This window comes from Chryseobacterium carnipullorum, assembly GCF_003815695.1.
Lineage (GTDB): Bacteria > Bacteroidota > Bacteroidia > Flavobacteriales > Weeksellaceae > Chryseobacterium > Chryseobacterium carnipullorum.
On record NZ_CP033920.1, the window covers coordinates 2,166,984 to 2,183,550 of the forward strand.

Sequence of the window (16,567 nt, forward strand, 5' to 3'; positions counted from 1 at the left end):
TTCTTTGGTACTTTTTCAATTCCGAGAACCTGAAAAGCACCATTGATTGTTATTAAGTAATAAAGTCATATCCAATTTCTTTTAATCCTTTAAAATCCTGTTTTGATTCCCTTTGGATGAGAATACCGTCTTCATTAAGTTCTTCCAGAATATATTTTAGTTTTAAAATCAGTGCCTTATTTTCAAGGAGGAAGTGATGCTCAGAAACAGGAAAACCAAATTTTTTTAAAATTGAAACAGGAGTTACCACAAATTTCTTTTTTGACATTTGTAATTTTAGAAATTCAAGTATTTTGATTTTGTCTAATTCTTCTAACTGCATCATTTTATTTGCAATTTAAATTTTGTTGCTCACCGAATAGGATATTTGCACGAAGTGCTCTTTAAAATTTCGTCTCAAAACCTATTCGTAGCGCTTTTAATTCCGGTTCTGTTAGGCTCCTTTCATTAATCTCCTGCCAGAGTAACTGTGCTTTGTTGAGTTCTGTTATCCCTGTTTTTTTAACAGCAGCTCCCCACATCAATATGGCAAAGTCTTTTTTGTTATACATGATTCCGTCAAAGTTTATAAAAGCACCTTCATATTTTTCCACCGTATTTTTGAAGTCTAACTTTCCTCCCTTAGATTCCGATTTAATATAGTTTTCAATACTAGAATTTTCATCATCTTGATTGTCAATGAATTTTTCCTTCACAATATTTTTCACTTCCTCTATTACATCATTGTATTTTAAAACCTGAAAATCTTTATTATTAAATTTTAAAATACCATTATTGATGATTGCTTTAGTTTTATTGAAGTCTGCTAATTCTTTTGCCCTGTTTTCTGTTATTCTGCCCTTTAGTTTTGAAGGAATTTGAAAACTTTCATTTTTGTTGGGAATGACTACATTATAAAAAAACGAATCATCTTCTTTTTTAGGAATCAGCATCAGCATTCCTTTAACATTTCCCTTATCAACTACCATAAAATAGTAAGAGGGTAGGTTACAAGAGAAATTCCAATAATTATCTAACGTTGGGTTTTCACTGATGAAAACTGATGACTGCTTATTATCAATATTATCTTTAATGGTGTAATAATTTGAAATTATTTCAACATTTTCAAAACTGAAATTTTCTATTTTTTCACTGTTAAATATTGGGTTTCCATTTTTGTCGAGCTGTGCGTATAGGTTTGAACCCGTTAGAAAAATCGAGAATATCAATATGAGTAATGGTCTTTTCATCGCTAGTTGAATTATTTGGTTTAGCTTACAAATTTAAGCATTACATTGTTAGTATAAATTCCCGTGTCAGCGTAGGGTAATTCTATTATTTAGACAATTCTTTTTCAATAAAATTATTATTTTTCTTAAAACTTTCCTTTGCCCGCTGTTCTTTTCCTTTAATGAGATCTAGTTTTGTGAGCGGACTTCCATTGGCATCAGAAAGTAAGGTTTCTAACAGAATTGTGCATGATCTTTATATTCTTTGCAGGGTCTTTTTTATAGAGCCATTTTTATAATAAACTTTCAGATATTTTTCAGAACTATTGATGACATTAAAATCTATTTCATTTTCAAAATAATCTTCATATTTAATTTCAAATTCCATGATGTTTTTTTATAATGATGCACAACACCCGAATGTACGTATTGCGACCCTATAAATATAGATAAATTGTATTAATCCTGCAGAGTTCTACTGGAAATTACATCACGCTTTCCAAGGCTGTTTATGATCAGTCACAAGCGGCGGAAGTCTCAAACACTGATGTTTGTTATCAAATACGTTGTACGGAAGTCTCCTGCAAGTTATAGGAGACCATCGAAAGGCTCCGTTGGTTCCCACCAATAGTGATTGTCATCAAATGAGGTGTCCGGAAGTCTTCCGCAGGTTGCGGGAAACCAACGGAGGACTCCGGCGGGGGCAAACAATAGGGGTTGTAACTCAATATGATCTATAAGTTAAAGTTGATGATACAATTCTTATTTCACGATTTATCAAGCGTGATTGTCAGTTTGTTTTTCTTTAGTTGTATGTTCACCATTTGGCCTTCTTTAAACCCCAGCTTATAAAGCCATTTTCCCTTGAGACGGATCTCCGGAACAGTTTTCATTTTGTACGTGCCTGTCTGATATCTTGTATGAATTTTAAGTCTTCTTGAATTAATCATTGTCATATAATTATACGACAAATGTATTGTAAAATTTTTAATTGTCAATCTTTTATATGACAATCTTGTCAACAAATTAGCTGACATTTGATTTATGACCAGAGAGAAGTTAAAGATAGAATTGGGTAAGCACATTGTTATGCTTCGTCAGCAGAAGGGCTGGAGCCAGTCTGATCTTGCCCGTGCGTGTAATAAAGACCGTCAGGCTATTGAAAAGCTGGAAAATGGTAAAGTAAATCCCACCCTTTATACTTTGCTCGAAATAGCCAATGCATTGGACGTTTCTTTGCCGGAGCTGGTGGATTTGGGGTGACACGAAAGTTTACGACTTTGGAGTATATTCTATAGAATTTATTTTATTGTGAAAATTCCTAATACTTTTCGCAGTGTGAGTATCCTTTTAAAGGCTATTCATCGGATTCTCCCAGTTATAACTATGTAATTTATTTTTTAAAACTAGTTCAAGTTTATTTCGAATGTTTTCTTTATCAATTTTAGACTCAGTAGTCAATTTAAGAATGTCATAAAATCTTTCAGAGTTTATAAGTTCGATGGATAAGCCTCTATTAGCTGATTTCTGTATTAGCTTGTTTGCTCCGCTTTGAAAATCTGATGTAGTAATAAAAATACCTTTTGGTATACCAGAAAGAAAAAGAGCGCCTGTTAACTCTCTTATTTGATCAACCTTTATTTTACTCTTGTATCTCTTAACTTGGACACCAATTTGGTTTCCTTCCTTTTCTAGGATGAGATCAATTCCTCCATCATTTGAATAACCTGTTACAATTGTATCGTATCCGAGGTTTTTAAAAACTTGTCCTGTGACATCTTCAAATAATTTTGGATGTAAACTAAATCGTGCTTCATATTTAGCTAAAAGATATTTTGAAATTTCATTGATTGGAATATCAATATTATGCAAATCTAATTTTTTCAATAAACCTACAGTACCATAAAAAAATTGCCATAACTGCAATACTTTAGCACTAACTGTCACATCCTTTATTATTCTCCACCAACCGCACTTAGTACAATGATGAAAATATACTTCACATGAGTATCTAGAAAGATCAAGTTCCCACATATCTTCATCCATCCCTTCTTCATAACACCAACTCTTTCCTAATTGATGAAAATTATAAATTTGTTTTAAATCTACATCCCAATAATCATTTATTGAAAATACTTCTAATTCGTTTTGACAAAAAACACATTTTTGTTTGTGGGGATTATCATCACCCACTTTTAGTGGACTATCAAAATTATTATATTCAAAAATTTCCATACTTTTAAATATCTTGAAATATAAATTTATGGATTATTCAAAAATAAAACCACCAAGATATAGCGATAGCTTTTACATAGTTTTATATGGAATAAAGTCTTATTTATCATTTCCCGAAGTGGATAATTTTTTTAAAGGATTTGTTTTATATTAATTGTCTACAATCGTGAGATTTCGCGTGCCTTGGGAGCATGTAAAGAAAAAACATCAAATTAATTAAAAAACCAGCTATTACGTAAAGGGTTGTTAGTGACTGGCGTTATTTTCAAAATTATATGGAGAATTAATAAAATCCATAACTATTTGTGGATATTTTTCCTGCAAAAAATCCATTAAGTTTATCGCGAATGGTAAAATTCTATCATCTTTAACTCCGCTAGTTATATTATTCCAAGCTGTTGGATAATATCTTGAAATCGTACCAAATATAAATGATGTAGCAAACATCTTTGAAATTTCATTTAGAAAGAGAGTACTATTAAACGGTGGAATTAAATATGGATCTCCGATGACTTGAAATGAACTAGACCATTTTTGAGAAATATGTGGATTAATATTGCTTTCGAATGTGACTTTCGTAATCTTTTCAGATTCTTCAATCGTTCTATTTTTGTACAACTGTTCGGGGAATATTCTTTCAAAATTCCCTTTGCCAATCGCATTAATAATTGTTTTTCCCTCTGCATATTTTAAAGTTTCTAATTGATAGGATGGAATTGATTCCCCTAACCAAGCTTCCACAGATTTTCTTAAGTCAGGATAAGAATATGAAAGTTCTTTGAGGCTAAATTCATATGCTTCATCTAAAATAACATATTCTAAATGCCAATTTATGTAGTTGCTTTTAGCACGAAAATAGGACTTATTATTAGTAGCTTTTACAAGTTCTTTAAAAGTTCCTGAGGATGTTTTCAAAACTATATTTTCGAACTTTCCAGTAGGTGATATATCTGACCAATTACTTATTTTTAATCCGTGCGAAGGAAATATATTGTTTTCTCTTGATTTTCTATTTAAAATTAATATTAAGCCCCGACTAAGCGCAACAATACCATAATATTGCAATAGAGGCTTTACAGAAATATCACTATTGAGGACAGAATCAAAATAACTTCTTCCTTGCTTGAACGCTGATGTGATTTCTGTTGCTTTTGAAGTATTAATTTCATAACCAAATTTGGTTTTGATATAGTGTTTAACCAAATCTTTACTTTCAAACTCACGTAAGAAATGCCAAATATCATTCATGATTTTATATTATTTAGAGTTAAGTTCTGAAGCGCTTACCGCTAATGGAAAAATTATTAACAAATTTAGATTTTTGAAGAACTTTGTTCAAGGACCACCAAAGGTAACTTTTCAATAAAACTATATTAAAGAAAAAATTTGGAATTGAAAAGCAGAAACGGAAGTAGTAAAGAAATATTGTCTTTCCGTATTTTATCAATACAATGTTGAACTAAACCTCCGGTAGCTTTTCCCTTCGCTGTTTTATTAACTTTGGTAAAACAACAAAAAATCTTTAAAATGGCTACAAAAAAAAATCTCCGGAGGAGTTAAGGGTAAACAAAATTCTGAACCGCGCCTCGAGCGAAGTTAGTGGTTTTGCTGAACTGCTGCAACGCTTTGAGCGGAATATTTCTATCCTGGGCAGGAGCCCCAGAACCTTTGATAATTATTCCCGTCATGTGGCGGCCCTGGCGCTGCATTTTAAAACCCTGCCTACCGAGTTGGATCCCGAACAGGTCAAAGATTATCTTTTTGAACTGCAGCAACGCTCGAAAACTCCTTCCCAAACTTACTTTAAACATACCGTTTATGGACTTCGCTTTTTATTGAAAACTGAAGGCCTGCCTTATAGTTTTCTGCATCTTCCCGCCATTCCAAAAGTAAACAAACTGCCTGTGATCCTGAGCCGGGAAGAGATCTGGCGTATGCTTCAGAGTGCCGAACTCCTGAAACATAAACTGCTCATCGGTCTGATATACGGCTGTGGACTGCGCTGCATGGAAGTAAGGAATATCGAACTTCAGCATCTGGATTTTGACCGGAAGATGTTGCATGTTGTTCAGGGTAAAGGGAGCAAAGACCGTTACGTTCCCTTGTCGGAACATTTGATCCGGGGACTGAAAACCTTCATCAGTATTGAGAATCCGGTTCAGTATTTATTCAATGGAAACCATAACAGGAATATTGAAGAGATTGATGCGCTCAGCACAGGGGCTTCACGGTCTGCCAGCAAAGATTTCGATTCCCGCTACAGCCAGCGCGGTGTGCAGTGGGTAATAAAAACCATTTCTAAAAAAGCCGGCATCACCAAAGACGTTCACACCCACACGTTGCGGCATTCTTATGCCACACACCTTTTGGAAGACGGCGTTCCGATCATCATGGTACAGAAACTTCTGGGTCATGAGCGTATTGAAAGTACAATGGAATATCTTCATGTGTGCCAGCTCTCGGACCAAAAACCGCACAGTCCTTTGGATACGGTATTTACTTTATGCAGCAGGAATGCAGGCCCGAAGTAAAGGTGCGAGTGTAGCAGAAGTTCTTCGCAAAATCAATTTATCATCCCAAAACTTCAGCGTTCATCAGGAAAAGACGCTTAGGGCATTGTCCAACTGCCGGACTTCTGCCTTGGGTGGTCATATTGATACGTGTGATGGTTGCGGAAATCTTTCCATCAGCTACAACTCCTGCCGTAACCGGCACTGTCCGCAGTGTCAGGGACACAAAAAGGAAGAATGGATCCAAAAGCGCGAACAGGACCTCTTGCCCTGCAGCTATTACCATGTGGTTTTTACCCTGCCGGAGGAGTTGAATGGGCTAGCAATATCCCAGCCCCAACTCATTTACAAAGCCTTATTTGAGGCCGCCTGGGCTACTTTAAACCAGTTCGGCAAAACCGAAGGCCTTCAGTTGGGAATGATTGCCATACTTCACACATGGGGACAAAATCTGAGCCTTCATCCGCATCTGCACTGCATTGTGCCGGGAGGTGGTCTCACGATGCAGGGAAAATGGAGAAAGAAAGTAAGGACGGATAAGTTTCTGTTTCCAGTAAAAGCGCTGAGCAAAGTCTTTCGGGCAAAGTTTGTGACTTCCTTAAGAGCCTGTGGAATTACTGACCGGGATTTAATGGAGAAACTCTTCACCAAGAACTGGGTCGTATATGCCAAGCGGCCTTTTGGCGGCCCGAAACAGGTGATCGAGTACTTGGGGAGATACACTCACAAAGTCGCCATCAGCAATCACCGCATAAAAGAAGTGACGGATCAGCAGGTCCGTTTTGAGTACAAAGATTACCGCAAAGGCGGCGAAAAAAAGGAAATGACTCTTGCAAACACGGAGTTTGTCCGGAGGTTTTCGATGCATATTTTACCGAAAAGATTTGTAAGGATCCGGCATTACGGCATCCTGAGCAGCAGCTGGAAGCGTGGGAAACTGCAGGCACTGCAATCCGATTTGAAAATCAGAGTTACTGCAGCAAAACCGAAAACTTTGCTCCGGAAATGTCGAAGTTGCAAGGAAGGAAACTTAGTCACTATAGCTGTTTTCGGGCAGCGCGGTCCGCCACCGGAATTTCTTTTCGTTATCCAACCATTGTCTGCAAAATAACCTTTGCGGGTAAGGGAATTTATATGCTGCAGCGAAGAAAAACCTGCAGAAAACCACTCATAAAGGCTACCAAATGCCACAAAAAAAAGCAGTCATTCCAAAAAACTGCTTTGTTACCCTAAATCCTAAAATCGAAAACTCCATAGACGGCCAAAAAAGCTCCCGGAGCTTCCGTTCAACGGGCTTTCATCTCGTGTCCTGCGGACAAGACGAAAGCTTAGTTATTAGCTGTAGCTTAAAGAAACTTTGAGCAGTCAACTTTTTCGTCCTCTAAATAAGCTTTACAGAATTCATCTCTAATTTTTTTATAGTTTGTATTAAAATGACCATGGAAAAATCCTCTTAGTGTATTAATCCTTACTAATAGCATACCATCACTTTTTATAGTTTTGGTCATGTTTAGTTTGCTCTGTAAATTTTTATCTTTTTGAGCAAGTATAACTAGATTATGTATTGAAGGAAAACATAGATCATTTAAAATATTGCTGAAATACTTTATTGATTTTGTATATAGAATATAATCTGTGAAATTTATACTCTCTGGAGAATTAGGTGCAATAATTTCATAATTATCTTTAAAAAAATCAATGTTACATTTTATATAATTATTAAAATATTCGTTAGTTCTTTCATGTTGATTTGATGAATCTTGTAAATGAGCAATTGAATTTCTAACTAGTCTGTAATAATTAAATAAAAAATATTCAGGATATGTTTTTAACTCTTGGCTTTTATCTTTAGGTAAATTTATTAATAGTTGATTAAAAGGGTCTAAATTTTTACCTTTATCATCCTGAGTTTTCCAATCTCTATCAAAATTATTATAATATCTGTATGTTTGATTTATATTTTTAAAAAAAGGTTCTATAAGGTTATAGGTTTGCAATATATATGATTTATAGAGTGTAGATTTAAACTGTTCAAAATCTCTAATTCCCAAACTAACTTTGAATTTTGAACATAATTCTTTTATGAAAATTTCATTATTTCCGCTTTCTAAAGATTGTTCCTCCAAATATAATATTGCAATTTCATTAGTTTGTAAGCATGAATCTTGTAATCCAATATTTTTCTTCATTAGATTTATTACTCTAAAAATAGGGAATTCATTATAATATCCTGGTTTTTTTTGAAAGGTTTTCTCGGTCATAGTATTACATTATAAAAAGACAAATTATTTTCTAAAAAAAGAAGCTAAGTTTAATTTGGTATCTTCAATATTTTATAGATTGTTTAAATCTAAAAGCCAAAGCCACACGATAGAATCGTGCGGTAGTGAGGGTAATAGTTTACATTGCCTAACAACTATCTTCTCTTTCCGAAATTTAAAAGTATTTCTTCATCAGTTTTTTGTTTTTCTTGATGTAAAGAATAGCAAAAGCTAATTATACGTTCTTCTTTAAATCGTGCATATAATGTAGGTCTTAATAATTGAGTTTTATTATCGTTGAACGGAGATCTTTTTTCATTGTTAGGATTTCTTTTTACTGTATAACAGTATATTTTATCGGGATCTTCACTGTCACTTTTAGATAGTGAAGAAACCATTATTTTTTTTATATAGTCTGGTTGATTGAGATTTACTTGAGTAGGAATAAAACCAGAAAAATATTCATAAAACTGCTGTAAAATATCTCGTAGATTTGTTGAGTAATTAATATTGAAGAACTCTCTTAATATTTGAGGGGTAATCATAATTTGATTTGAGTTGGCTGGAACTATCAAAGTATGATCAGAATCATTTGCTTTTATAAACTCAAGTTTCAAAAGTGCATATTCAGGTCTTATTTCATCTTCAACATACAGTTTAACAAGAACTATATAACTTATATTTTTATAATTGAACGTAAAGGCTTCAATAACCCAGCCTTTGTCTTCCATATCTTCTTTAAGTAGTTTCAGATTTTGTAAAATATGTGCACTTTTCATATGATAAACATTTTAGATATAAAACTTTTTAATATACTCTGTGCTAAGTTAAAATATAAAAATATGATTTTCTTACGGGAAACCGTATTTAAGTAAAAAACACAAGAAACCGCTCTATAAAAATAGAACGGTTAATATATTACATTGTCTCGGTTGCTGATCATTCCCCGCTACCGCACGAATCCTTTCGTGTGGTTTAAGTATAATAAATTAAACATTTTAATAATATCATCTAAAAGCCAAAGCCACACGATACAATCGTACTGCAGCGACGAACACATGCTTTATTTTGAAGATTTAGATTTTTTATTCAATGCTTTCTGCTTCATCCATTGTACAGCAGTATCAAGAGGAGCTGTCTCATTGCTGGAAGAAGTATTATGCCCTAGTTTAGAAAAAGAAACATATTCGAAAGGTTTTCCTTGTGCTTTAAGAGTGTTCAATTGTTCTATACACAACTTTACCGGAATCTGTATGTCTTTTTCACCAAAAAGCCAAAGTCCGGAAATTGAAAGGGTACTCAGATAGGTTTTGGGGTCAGTCGCTGCAAATTGGTATTTGTCCGGATCATTTCTGGTATGTTCAATGGCATCTGCTTCTGTATGATTTTCCCAAAAACTATTGTTTCCATTGGTATAAAACTGAAATCGAAGTTGTTCCAGCGTGGTAATGGTAGGCCCGCTAAATAAAACCATAAATTTAATTTGTGGATTTTTGCTTGCCGCCATGGGGATGATCCATCCAGCCTGGCTAAATCCGACTAATCCAATGGGTATTTTTTTATCTTTCAGATAGGTCTGAAACGTTTCTGCAGCTGCATTGGCATCCTGAGCCAATAAAGTAAGATTAGTCGTGTCAATATTATTGGTGCCCACAGAAGGTCCTACATAGACACCACCAGATTCTCCAACGCCACGTTTGTCGTAGGTGAATACAGCAATGCCTTCTTTGGCAAGACGTTTTGCGAATTCCATTTCTCTTTTTACCGGATCAGATCCGTGAACAATGACCACTGCTGCAAAGGAGTTTTTAGGTTGTAAAATGGAGCCTGCGAGAGTGATCCCCTGACTTTCAAACTTGACATCCTGAATGGTAAAGCCGGCCGATTGTGAAAATACCATTTCTGGTAACGCTATTAATAACAGCCAGATAAATAGGGTAGAAAAAAAGTTGGTTTTCATGGGTTATAGTTACTCATCAAATATAATAAAAAACCGCCCTACAAAAATAGAACGGGTAGTATGTTAAATGATCTCAGTGACAGGCTGTTACATTGTTTCTGATATTCTATCTCCCATTGGTATAGGTTCAGTGCTCTTCAATTCATTGATTAAGTAGTTAGAAGCATTCCTTTTTTGTCTTGTAATATTAACTTTATCTGTTGGAGGCAGTTTATTTTAGTACGGTATTTAATTCAACCACTTCAAAGTCGTCATTATTTTGTAGCAGGTGTTTTAAGATAGGAATATGGCCTTGTCCAAATATGAGGATAACATATTTGTCATTGGGATTTATTTGCGTTATTATATTAGAGTAAATCGCTAAATTCCTCAAATACCAGTCAGAAACGGATTCTGCACCAATGTAATTGTCTCCGGCACCAATTTTTGCATAATATTTTAAGTATAAAGATAAATTTTTCTGCAAAAGTTCTTTTGTGTTGATATATTTCAGGACTTCGGTGATTGAATTTCGTTTTACTACACCATCGAATTCAAGTTTTAAGTTATTCGCTGTAGTTCCTAATTCCTTTAACAGATATACCTGATTTTTTTCTTTAGCCGTGACAGAAACCAAACTGTCATGCTTCATTCCATAAAACTTATCTACACAATTGATCTGTTTTAAATTTAATTTTTTAGCTAATCTAAAACCGATTTGCTCCCGTTCAGAAACGGTTAATGTATACTTGTTTTGGGAATAGGCATTATACAGACTATCAATTTTCTTTTGTTGATTCAATGGTTTTTCTATCATCACTTTATCAGCATTTGTCCGTTTTAGAATTTCGGTCAGTTCTTCCAGTTCCTTCTGTCTTTTCGGAGCTAAAAAATCATCAGTCTTTAATTCATACGTATCTAAATGAGGGGTTTCGAAGTGAATGGTCCCGATTAACAGGATTTTGGTTTTGTGTTTAGACTCTTGTCCAAAAATTGTGGCTAATGTTAAAAGGGTAATTAAAAATGTGGAAATTGTTTTAATGAAAGTCATTCTTTAGGTTGTTAGTTTATTTTTGGCTAAAGATAAAGCTTCTTGCGAAACGTAAAGATGAATTCACAACAAAATTCGTAATTATGTGAAACGGCTGTTGAAGTGTACCGCCGGCAGCTTTTCTTGATTTTCTGTTTTCTTGATTTCGTTGTACTATTCGGAACAAAAAAACCGCCCTGAAAAAGCAGAACGGTTAATATATTAAATGGTCTCAGCGACACACTGTCACATCATTCCTGGCATTCTAACGCCTCCGTTACCGCAGAACTACTTTCGTGTAGTTTTACTAGTGTAAATTAAACCGTTTAATACTATAATCTAAAAGCCAAAGTCACACGATACAATCGTGTGGTAGCGAGCGGTATTAATTTTCATCTTTTGTTTCTAATTTTGATATGTCAATACCTTTTATGAGTAACCACAAACAAAGAGAGAGTTCTCCTAAAAAAATGGGAATTGCAAGGTAAATGAACAGCGGATTCACAAATCCTTTTGACAGAAACATTGTAAAATTATTTATCAAGTAGCATACTCCTGCTATTGCATAAGCTAATCCAATAATTTTTGGGATTGCATTTGTTTTGACAATTACATATCCAATTAATATACAATAAAATCCAAAAAATACTAAACCAATTCCATATCCTTGTGCTTGAATATTTAAGGATAAAAGAGAAAGTGTTGCGAGTTGGTTTTGCTGAAAAGTATTCAAGTAAGTGTCATTACCTAATAGTAACAATGGTGTAATTTGATTTAATAGATTGACTGCAATAATTGCCGTTTGAATAATAACGAATGCTAAAGCGATTTGCAATATAATTTTATTTGACTTTTTAAAGAAATGATAAATTATCAATATTGTGGGGATGCCCACTACAAAATTGATTAGGTCAGCCACAAAACCCCAACGAAAAAGCATTTCATGAGTCTGAATATTGTGAGCAGTAGCCAATGCATCGTTTGACACTCTTAATGCCTGTCTTACGAAAACTTCTGAAAATAATCCTGTAGCTATTACAATCAGGTAGCAAAAGCCTGCAACTCTAGCTAAATTTTTATTTGAGATCATTTTGCGGGGAGTATAAGTTTGTCATCGTCATTTTTTTATAGTTTTCAGTTAAATTTATTTTTCTTTACATTGTGTTATAGGGTTGCTTTCTTACCTGGCTGCTCATAACATTTTCGTTGTGATATAAACTAATAAATCCTTTATCTATAATTCCAAGGTCAATTTTTTTGTCTCGCAATTGCTTGATTTTTTTAGAATGATTTCTCGAATTGGGCATTACGTGTTTTATTAAGTTATAGGTCTGCCGCATTACCGCCAATGTTTCAGTGCTTTGCAATGGTGGGGCAATCGAAGCACAAAAACTGGTTTTATTACTAATATTTAATTGAAAAACTGCCGTTGAGTTTTGCAATTCAGCCCGCCTGCGGCAAAACCCTTGTTGAACTAAACCTCCGGTAGCTTTTCCCTTCGCTGTTTTATTAACTTTGGTAAAACAACAAAAAATCTTTAAAATGGCTACAAAAAAAAATCTCCGGAGGAGTTAAGGGTAAACAAAATTCTGAACCGCGCCTCGAGCGAAGTTAGTGGTTTTGCTGAACTGCTGCAACGCTTTGAGCGGAATATTTCTATCCTGGGCAGGAGCCCCAGAACCTTTGATAATTATTCCCGTCATGTGGCGGCCCTGGCGCTGCATTTTAAAACCCTGCCTACCGAGTTGGATCCCGAACAGGTCAAAGATTATCTTTTTGAACTGCAGCAACGCTCGAAAACTCCTTCCCAAACTTACTTTAAACATACCGTTTATGGACTTCGCTTTTTATTGAAAACTGAAGGCCTGCCTTATAGTTTTCTGCATCTTCCCGCCATTCCAAAAGTAAACAAACTGCCTGTGATCCTGAGCCGGGAAGAGATCTGGCGTATGCTTCAGAGTGCCGAACTCCTGAAACATAAACTGCTCATCGGTCTGATATACGGCTGTGGACTGCGCTGCATGGAAGTAAGGAATATCGAACTTCAGCATCTGGATTTTGACCGGAAGATGTTGCATGTTGTTCAGGGTAAAGGGAGCAAAGACCGTTACGTTCCCTTGTCGGAACATTTGATCCGGGGACTGAAAACCTTCATCAGTATTGAGAATCCGGTTCAGTATTTATTCAATGGAAACCATAACAGGAATATTGAAGAGATTGATGCGCTCAGCACAGGGGCTTCACGGTCTGCCAGCAAAGATTTCGATTCCCGCTACAGCCAGCGCGGTGTGCAGTGGGTAATAAAAACCATTTCTAAAAAAGCCGGCATCACCAAAGACGTTCACACCCACACGTTGCGGCATTCTTATGCCACACACCTTTTGGAAGACGGCGTTCCGATCATCATGGTACAGAAACTTCTGGGTCATGAGCGTATTGAAAGTACAATGGAATATCTTCATGTGTGCCAGCTCTCGGACCAAAAACCGCACAGTCCTTTGGATACGGTATTTACTTTATGCAGCAGGAATGCAGGCCCGAAGTAAAGGTGCGAGTGTAGCAGAAGTTCTTCGCAAAATCAATTTATCATCCCAAAACTTCAGCGTTCATCAGGAAAAGACGCTTAGGGCATTGTCCAACTGCCGGACTTCTGCCTTGGGTGGTCATATTGATACGTGTGATGGTTGCGGAAATCTTTCCATCAGCTACAACTCCTGCCGTAACCGGCACTGTCCGCAGTGTCAGGGACACAAAAAGGAAGAATGGATCCAAAAGCGCGAACAGGACCTCTTGCCCTGCAGCTATTACCATGTGGTTTTTACCCTGCCGGAGGAGTTGAATGGGCTAGCAATATCCCAGCCCCAACTCATTTACAAAGCCTTATTTGAGGCCGCCTGGGCTACTTTAAACCAGTTCGGCAAAACCGAAGGCCTTCAGTTGGGAATGATTGCCATACTTCACACATGGGGACAAAATCTGAGCCTTCATCCGCATCTGCACTGCATTGTGCCGGGAGGTGGTCTCACGATGCAGGGAAAATGGAGAAAGAAAGTAAGGACGGATAAGTTTCTGTTTCCAGTAAAAGCGCTGAGCAAAGTCTTTCGGGCAAAGTTTGTGACTTCCTTAAGAGCCTGTGGAATTACTGACCGGGATTTAATGGAGAAACTCTTCACCAAGAACTGGGTCGTATATGCCAAGCGGCCTTTTGGCGGCCCGAAACAGGTGATCGAGTACTTGGGGAGATACACTCACAAAGTCGCCATCAGCAATCACCGCATAAAAGAAGTGACGGATCAGCAGGTCCGTTTTGAGTACAAAGATTACCGCAAAGGCGGCGAAAAAAAGGAAATGACTCTTGCAAACACGGAGTTTGTCCGGAGGTTTTCGATGCATATTTTACCGAAAAGATTTGTAAGGATCCGGCATTACGGCATCCTGAGCAGCAGCTGGAAGCGTGGGAAACTGCAGGCACTGCAATCCGATTTGAAAATCAGAGTTACTGCAGCAAAACCGAAAACTTTGCTCCGGAAATGTCGAAGTTGCAAGGAAGGAAACTTAGTCACTATAGCTGTTTTCGGGCAGCGCGGTCCGCCACCGGAATTTCTTTTCGTTATCCAACCATTGTCTGCAAAATAACCTTTGCGGGTAAGGGAATTTATATGCTGCAGCGAAGAAAAACCTGCAGAAAACCACTCATAAAGGCTACCAAATGCCACAAAAAAAAGCAGTCATTCCAAAAAACTGCTTTGTTACCCTAAATCCTAAAATCGAAAACTCCATAGACGGCCAAAAAAGCTCCCGGAGCTTCCGTTCAACGGGCTTTCATCTCGTGTCCTGCGGACAAGACGAAAGCTTAGTTATTAGCAGAAGCTATTTTTTTTCGGTTTTAAATGATATTTTATATTCTTGTTCACTAAAGGAAAATTCGTCTTTTGATTTTGTTTCTCTGTCGGTTATGTAAAAGTCATATTCTGTATCTGTTTTCAATTCTCCTGTTTCAAGTGTTAAAATGGTTTTAGTTTCGTCCAATCCAATAATACTTTTTAGAGGGAAATGTTCCTTTCCATTTTTAGAAAAGTTAATCGAAATATTGTCATTCATTGGTTTTGAGAATACAATTTGAATGTGTTTTATGTCTGATTTTACATTTTGAAAGCCATTTTCAAAATCCAAAATTTTTACAACTTTTGGCTGATTTTCTTTATAAGATGCTTTTATTTGCTCAACATTTATTTTTTCGTCAAAGTATTTTGATCTTTCTAAAAATTGAACGATGTCTCGTTCACTATTAAAATCTAATTCAATAATATCTTTAATGGCTTTCTTTTTGTCTTTAGAGTTTTCATAATATTTTTTAGAAATTACATAGCCTACAAAATATCCTAAATCTGGATTTTTACTCACATCGCTATTATAAAACCAATCTCTGAAGTTTTGACTAAACATTTTGGACTTAAATTGAGATTTTACTTGTTCGTAATTTTTAAATCCAAAATCAATATAATGAGAATTAAATTTTTTGTTTAAAGTCAATTCCGCTACAAAATCGCAAGAACCCTCTTTAATTGCTTTTGATAGAACATTAATCTCGCCATCTTTCTGAAAAGTATGAACAAATTCGTGAATTGTAACTTGTTCAATTGTTGTGGTCTTTGAAAATTGAAACATTTTTTGAAGATTTTCATTTTCAAATTCTGAAACTATTGTGTTTTCATTTCCAACGATTTTTTCAATTCCTAAAAGTAAATCTTCGTTATTAGTTGTTCCACCAGATTTTAGCGTTCCAATTGTATAATAAATATTTCCTTTAGAATTATTAGGATAAAGCTTTTTCAATTTCGTCAAAGCTTTGTTTATTGTTCGTATTTTTTTTGCGTCAATTAAAGTATTGGGCCTAATTGAGTTCCAAAACTTTGGATACTTTTCCAAAGCTTTTAGATAATCGTTACTGTCAAATTTTTTGATTTGCATAAAGGCATTTAGCCCTTCAGTTTTTTTACTCAAAAAAAGGTTTTCGAGAATTTCATTTTTATTATTTTCTACCTTTTGAATACTGTCGTATGCAGTCCAAAAATTATTGATGTCAGAAGTGAAAATTTTTTGAGCATTTGCTTGGTTTAAAAATGTCAAAATGATGAGTGCCGATACAATTTTTCTCATTCGTTGTCTTGTCGTTTTATAATTTTTGCTAACAGCCAAATTTACGAATTGCGCTAATATATAATATATACAATTGCTAATAAAGTTTCAGGTAAAAAGGCCATTGGATTTTTTGCAAAATAAAACCACCCTATAAAAATAGAGCGGTTAGTATATTAATTTGCCTCGGTCGCTGACCGTTATATCATTCCTGGTATTCCACCTCCCATTGGCATAGCTGGTAG

17 protein-coding genes are annotated in these 16,567 nt (G+C 35.5%); 5 read left to right on the forward strand and 12 right to left on the reverse strand.

Annotated elements, in window-relative coordinates:
• Window positions 1-52: 52 nt before the first annotated feature.
• The 4 genes from EG346_RS09940 to EG346_RS09950 all read right to left on the reverse strand — a co-directional run bounded on the left by EG346_RS09940 (window position 53) and on the right by EG346_RS09950 (window position 2,158).
• A complete protein-coding gene (locus EG346_RS09940) occupies window positions 53-325 on the reverse strand; it encodes a hypothetical protein (protein ID WP_123878354.1) in 273 nt (90 codons plus the stop codon).
• Between the two features lie 58 nt (window positions 326-383).
• Window positions 384-1,229: a hypothetical protein gene (locus EG346_RS09945; RefSeq protein ID WP_123878356.1), complete on the reverse strand. Its 846-nt coding sequence runs from the start codon at window positions 1,227-1,229 to the stop codon at window positions 384-386.
• A 235-nt stretch (window positions 1,230-1,464) separates the two neighbouring features.
• Window positions 1,465-1,596 (reverse strand): hypothetical protein, encoded by a 132-nt coding sequence (locus EG346_RS25340; RefSeq protein WP_262511525.1) that lies wholly within the window; start codon window positions 1,594-1,596, stop codon window positions 1,465-1,467.
• A gap of 379 nt (window positions 1,597-1,975) precedes the next feature.
• On the reverse strand, window positions 1,976-2,158 hold the full coding sequence (locus EG346_RS09950) for a SymE family type I addiction module toxin (RefSeq protein WP_123878358.1): 183 nt from the start codon (window positions 2,156-2,158) through the stop codon (window positions 1,976-1,978).
• Window positions 2,159-2,252: 94 nt separating this feature from the next.
• Between EG346_RS09950 and EG346_RS09955 the strand changes: the two genes are divergently transcribed.
• Window positions 2,253-2,471, forward strand: coding sequence for a type II toxin-antitoxin system RelB family anti-toxin (locus tag EG346_RS09955; protein ID WP_123878360.1), 219 nt, complete (start codon window positions 2,253-2,255; stop codon window positions 2,469-2,471).
• An 87-nt stretch (window positions 2,472-2,558) separates the two neighbouring features.
• Here the strand turns inward: EG346_RS09955 and EG346_RS09960 are convergent, their stop codons facing one another.
• Window positions 2,559-3,443 (reverse strand): restriction endonuclease, encoded by an 885-nt coding sequence (locus EG346_RS09960; RefSeq protein ID WP_123878362.1) that lies wholly within the window; start codon window positions 3,441-3,443, stop codon window positions 2,559-2,561.
• A gap of 246 nt (window positions 3,444-3,689) precedes the next feature.
• A complete protein-coding gene (locus EG346_RS09965; protein ID WP_123878364.1) occupies window positions 3,690-4,691 on the reverse strand; it encodes a YaaC family protein in 1,002 nt (333 codons plus the stop codon).
• Between the two features lie 398 nt (window positions 4,692-5,089).
• On the opposite strand from EG346_RS09965, the gene EG346_RS09970 reads away from it, so the two are divergent.
• Both EG346_RS09970 and EG346_RS09975 read left to right on the forward strand, forming a co-directional pair.
• The gene (locus EG346_RS09970; protein WP_394343279.1) at window positions 5,090-5,974 is read left to right on the forward strand and encodes a tyrosine-type recombinase/integrase; all 885 of its coding nucleotides are present in this window, start codon (window positions 5,090-5,092) and stop codon (window positions 5,972-5,974) included.
• Entirely contained in the window at window positions 5,958-7,064 is a 1,107-nt protein-coding gene (locus tag EG346_RS09975) for an IS91 family transposase (RefSeq protein WP_079467321.1), read from the forward strand. Before EG346_RS09970 ends, EG346_RS09975 begins: the two co-directional genes overlap by 17 nt.
• 235 nt (window positions 7,065-7,299) lie before the next feature.
• Here the strand turns inward: EG346_RS09975 and EG346_RS09980 are convergent, their stop codons facing one another.
• The 5 genes from EG346_RS09980 to EG346_RS10000 form a co-directional block, all read right to left on the reverse strand.
• The gene (locus EG346_RS09980) at window positions 7,300-8,214 is read right to left on the reverse strand and encodes a hypothetical protein (protein ID WP_123878368.1); all 915 of its coding nucleotides are present in this window, start codon (window positions 8,212-8,214) and stop codon (window positions 7,300-7,302) included.
• Window positions 8,215-8,369: 155 nt separating this feature from the next.
• A complete protein-coding gene (locus EG346_RS09985) occupies window positions 8,370-8,993 on the reverse strand; it encodes a DUF6037 family protein (RefSeq protein WP_123878370.1) in 624 nt (207 codons plus the stop codon).
• 284 nt (window positions 8,994-9,277) lie between these two features.
• A complete protein-coding gene (locus tag EG346_RS09990) occupies window positions 9,278-10,174 on the reverse strand; it encodes an alpha/beta hydrolase family protein (protein WP_123878372.1) in 897 nt (298 codons plus the stop codon).
• Window positions 10,175-10,385: 211 nt separating this feature from the next.
• Window positions 10,386-11,204, reverse strand: a complete 819-nt coding sequence (locus EG346_RS09995) for a DUF5694 domain-containing protein (protein ID WP_123878374.1) — start codon at window positions 11,202-11,204, stop codon at window positions 10,386-10,388.
• A gap of 364 nt (window positions 11,205-11,568) precedes the next feature.
• Window positions 11,569-12,273: a DUF4386 domain-containing protein gene (locus tag EG346_RS10000; RefSeq protein WP_123878376.1), complete on the reverse strand. Its 705-nt coding sequence runs from the start codon at window positions 12,271-12,273 to the stop codon at window positions 11,569-11,571.
• Window positions 12,274-12,844: 571 nt separating this feature from the next.
• On the opposite strand from EG346_RS10000, the gene EG346_RS10005 reads away from it, so the two are divergent.
• The gene (locus EG346_RS10005) at window positions 12,845-13,729 is read left to right on the forward strand and encodes a tyrosine-type recombinase/integrase (RefSeq protein ID WP_394343279.1); all 885 of its coding nucleotides are present in this window, start codon (window positions 12,845-12,847) and stop codon (window positions 13,727-13,729) included.
• Window positions 13,713-14,819 (forward strand): IS91 family transposase, encoded by a 1,107-nt coding sequence (locus EG346_RS10010; protein WP_079467321.1) that lies wholly within the window; start codon window positions 13,713-13,715, stop codon window positions 14,817-14,819. Before EG346_RS10005 ends, EG346_RS10010 begins: the two co-directional genes overlap by 17 nt.
• Before the next feature lie 234 nt (window positions 14,820-15,053).
• On the opposite strand, the gene EG346_RS10015 is transcribed toward EG346_RS10010, so the two are convergent.
• Window positions 15,054-16,343 carry a DUF2268 domain-containing putative Zn-dependent protease gene (locus EG346_RS10015; protein ID WP_123878378.1) on the reverse strand — a complete coding sequence of 430 codons (1,290 nt, stop codon included), beginning with the start codon at window positions 16,341-16,343 and terminating at the stop codon, window positions 15,054-15,056.
• Between the last annotated feature and the right edge of the window lie 224 nt (window positions 16,344-16,567).

Coding starts and splice junctions, on each gene's coding strand:
- EG346_RS09940 (WP_123878354.1), bottom strand. CDS start 325: ATGATGCAGTTAGAAGAATTAGACAAAATCAAAATACTTGAATTTCTA.
- EG346_RS09945 (WP_123878356.1), bottom strand. CDS start 1,229: ATGAAAAGACCATTACTCATATTGATATTCTCGATTTTTCTAACGGGT.
- EG346_RS25340 (WP_262511525.1), bottom strand. CDS start 1,596: ATGGAATTTGAAATTAAATATGAAGATTATTTTGAAAATGAAATAGAT.
- EG346_RS09950 (WP_123878358.1), bottom strand. CDS start 2,158: ATGATTAATTCAAGAAGACTTAAAATTCATACAAGATATCAGACAGGC.
- EG346_RS09955 (WP_123878360.1), top strand. CDS start 2,253: ATGACCAGAGAGAAGTTAAAGATAGAATTGGGTAAGCACATTGTTATG.
- EG346_RS09960 (WP_123878362.1), bottom strand. CDS start 3,443: ATGGAAATTTTTGAATATAATAATTTTGATAGTCCACTAAAAGTGGGT.
- EG346_RS09965 (WP_123878364.1), bottom strand. CDS start 4,691: ATGAATGATATTTGGCATTTCTTACGTGAGTTTGAAAGTAAAGATTTG.
- EG346_RS09975 (WP_079467321.1), top strand. CDS start 5,958: ATGCAGGCCCGAAGTAAAGGTGCGAGTGTAGCAGAAGTTCTTCGCAAA.
- EG346_RS09980 (WP_123878368.1), bottom strand. CDS start 8,214: ATGACCGAGAAAACCTTTCAAAAAAAACCAGGATATTATAATGAATTC.
- EG346_RS09985 (WP_123878370.1), bottom strand. CDS start 8,993: ATGAAAAGTGCACATATTTTACAAAATCTGAAACTACTTAAAGAAGAT.
- EG346_RS09990 (WP_123878372.1), bottom strand. CDS start 10,174: ATGAAAACCAACTTTTTTTCTACCCTATTTATCTGGCTGTTATTAATA.
- EG346_RS09995 (WP_123878374.1), bottom strand. CDS start 11,204: ATGACTTTCATTAAAACAATTTCCACATTTTTAATTACCCTTTTAACA.
- EG346_RS10000 (WP_123878376.1), bottom strand. CDS start 12,273: ATGATCTCAAATAAAAATTTAGCTAGAGTTGCAGGCTTTTGCTACCTG.
- EG346_RS10010 (WP_079467321.1), top strand. CDS start 13,713: ATGCAGGCCCGAAGTAAAGGTGCGAGTGTAGCAGAAGTTCTTCGCAAA.
- EG346_RS10015 (WP_123878378.1), bottom strand. CDS start 16,343: ATGAGAAAAATTGTATCGGCACTCATCATTTTGACATTTTTAAACCAA.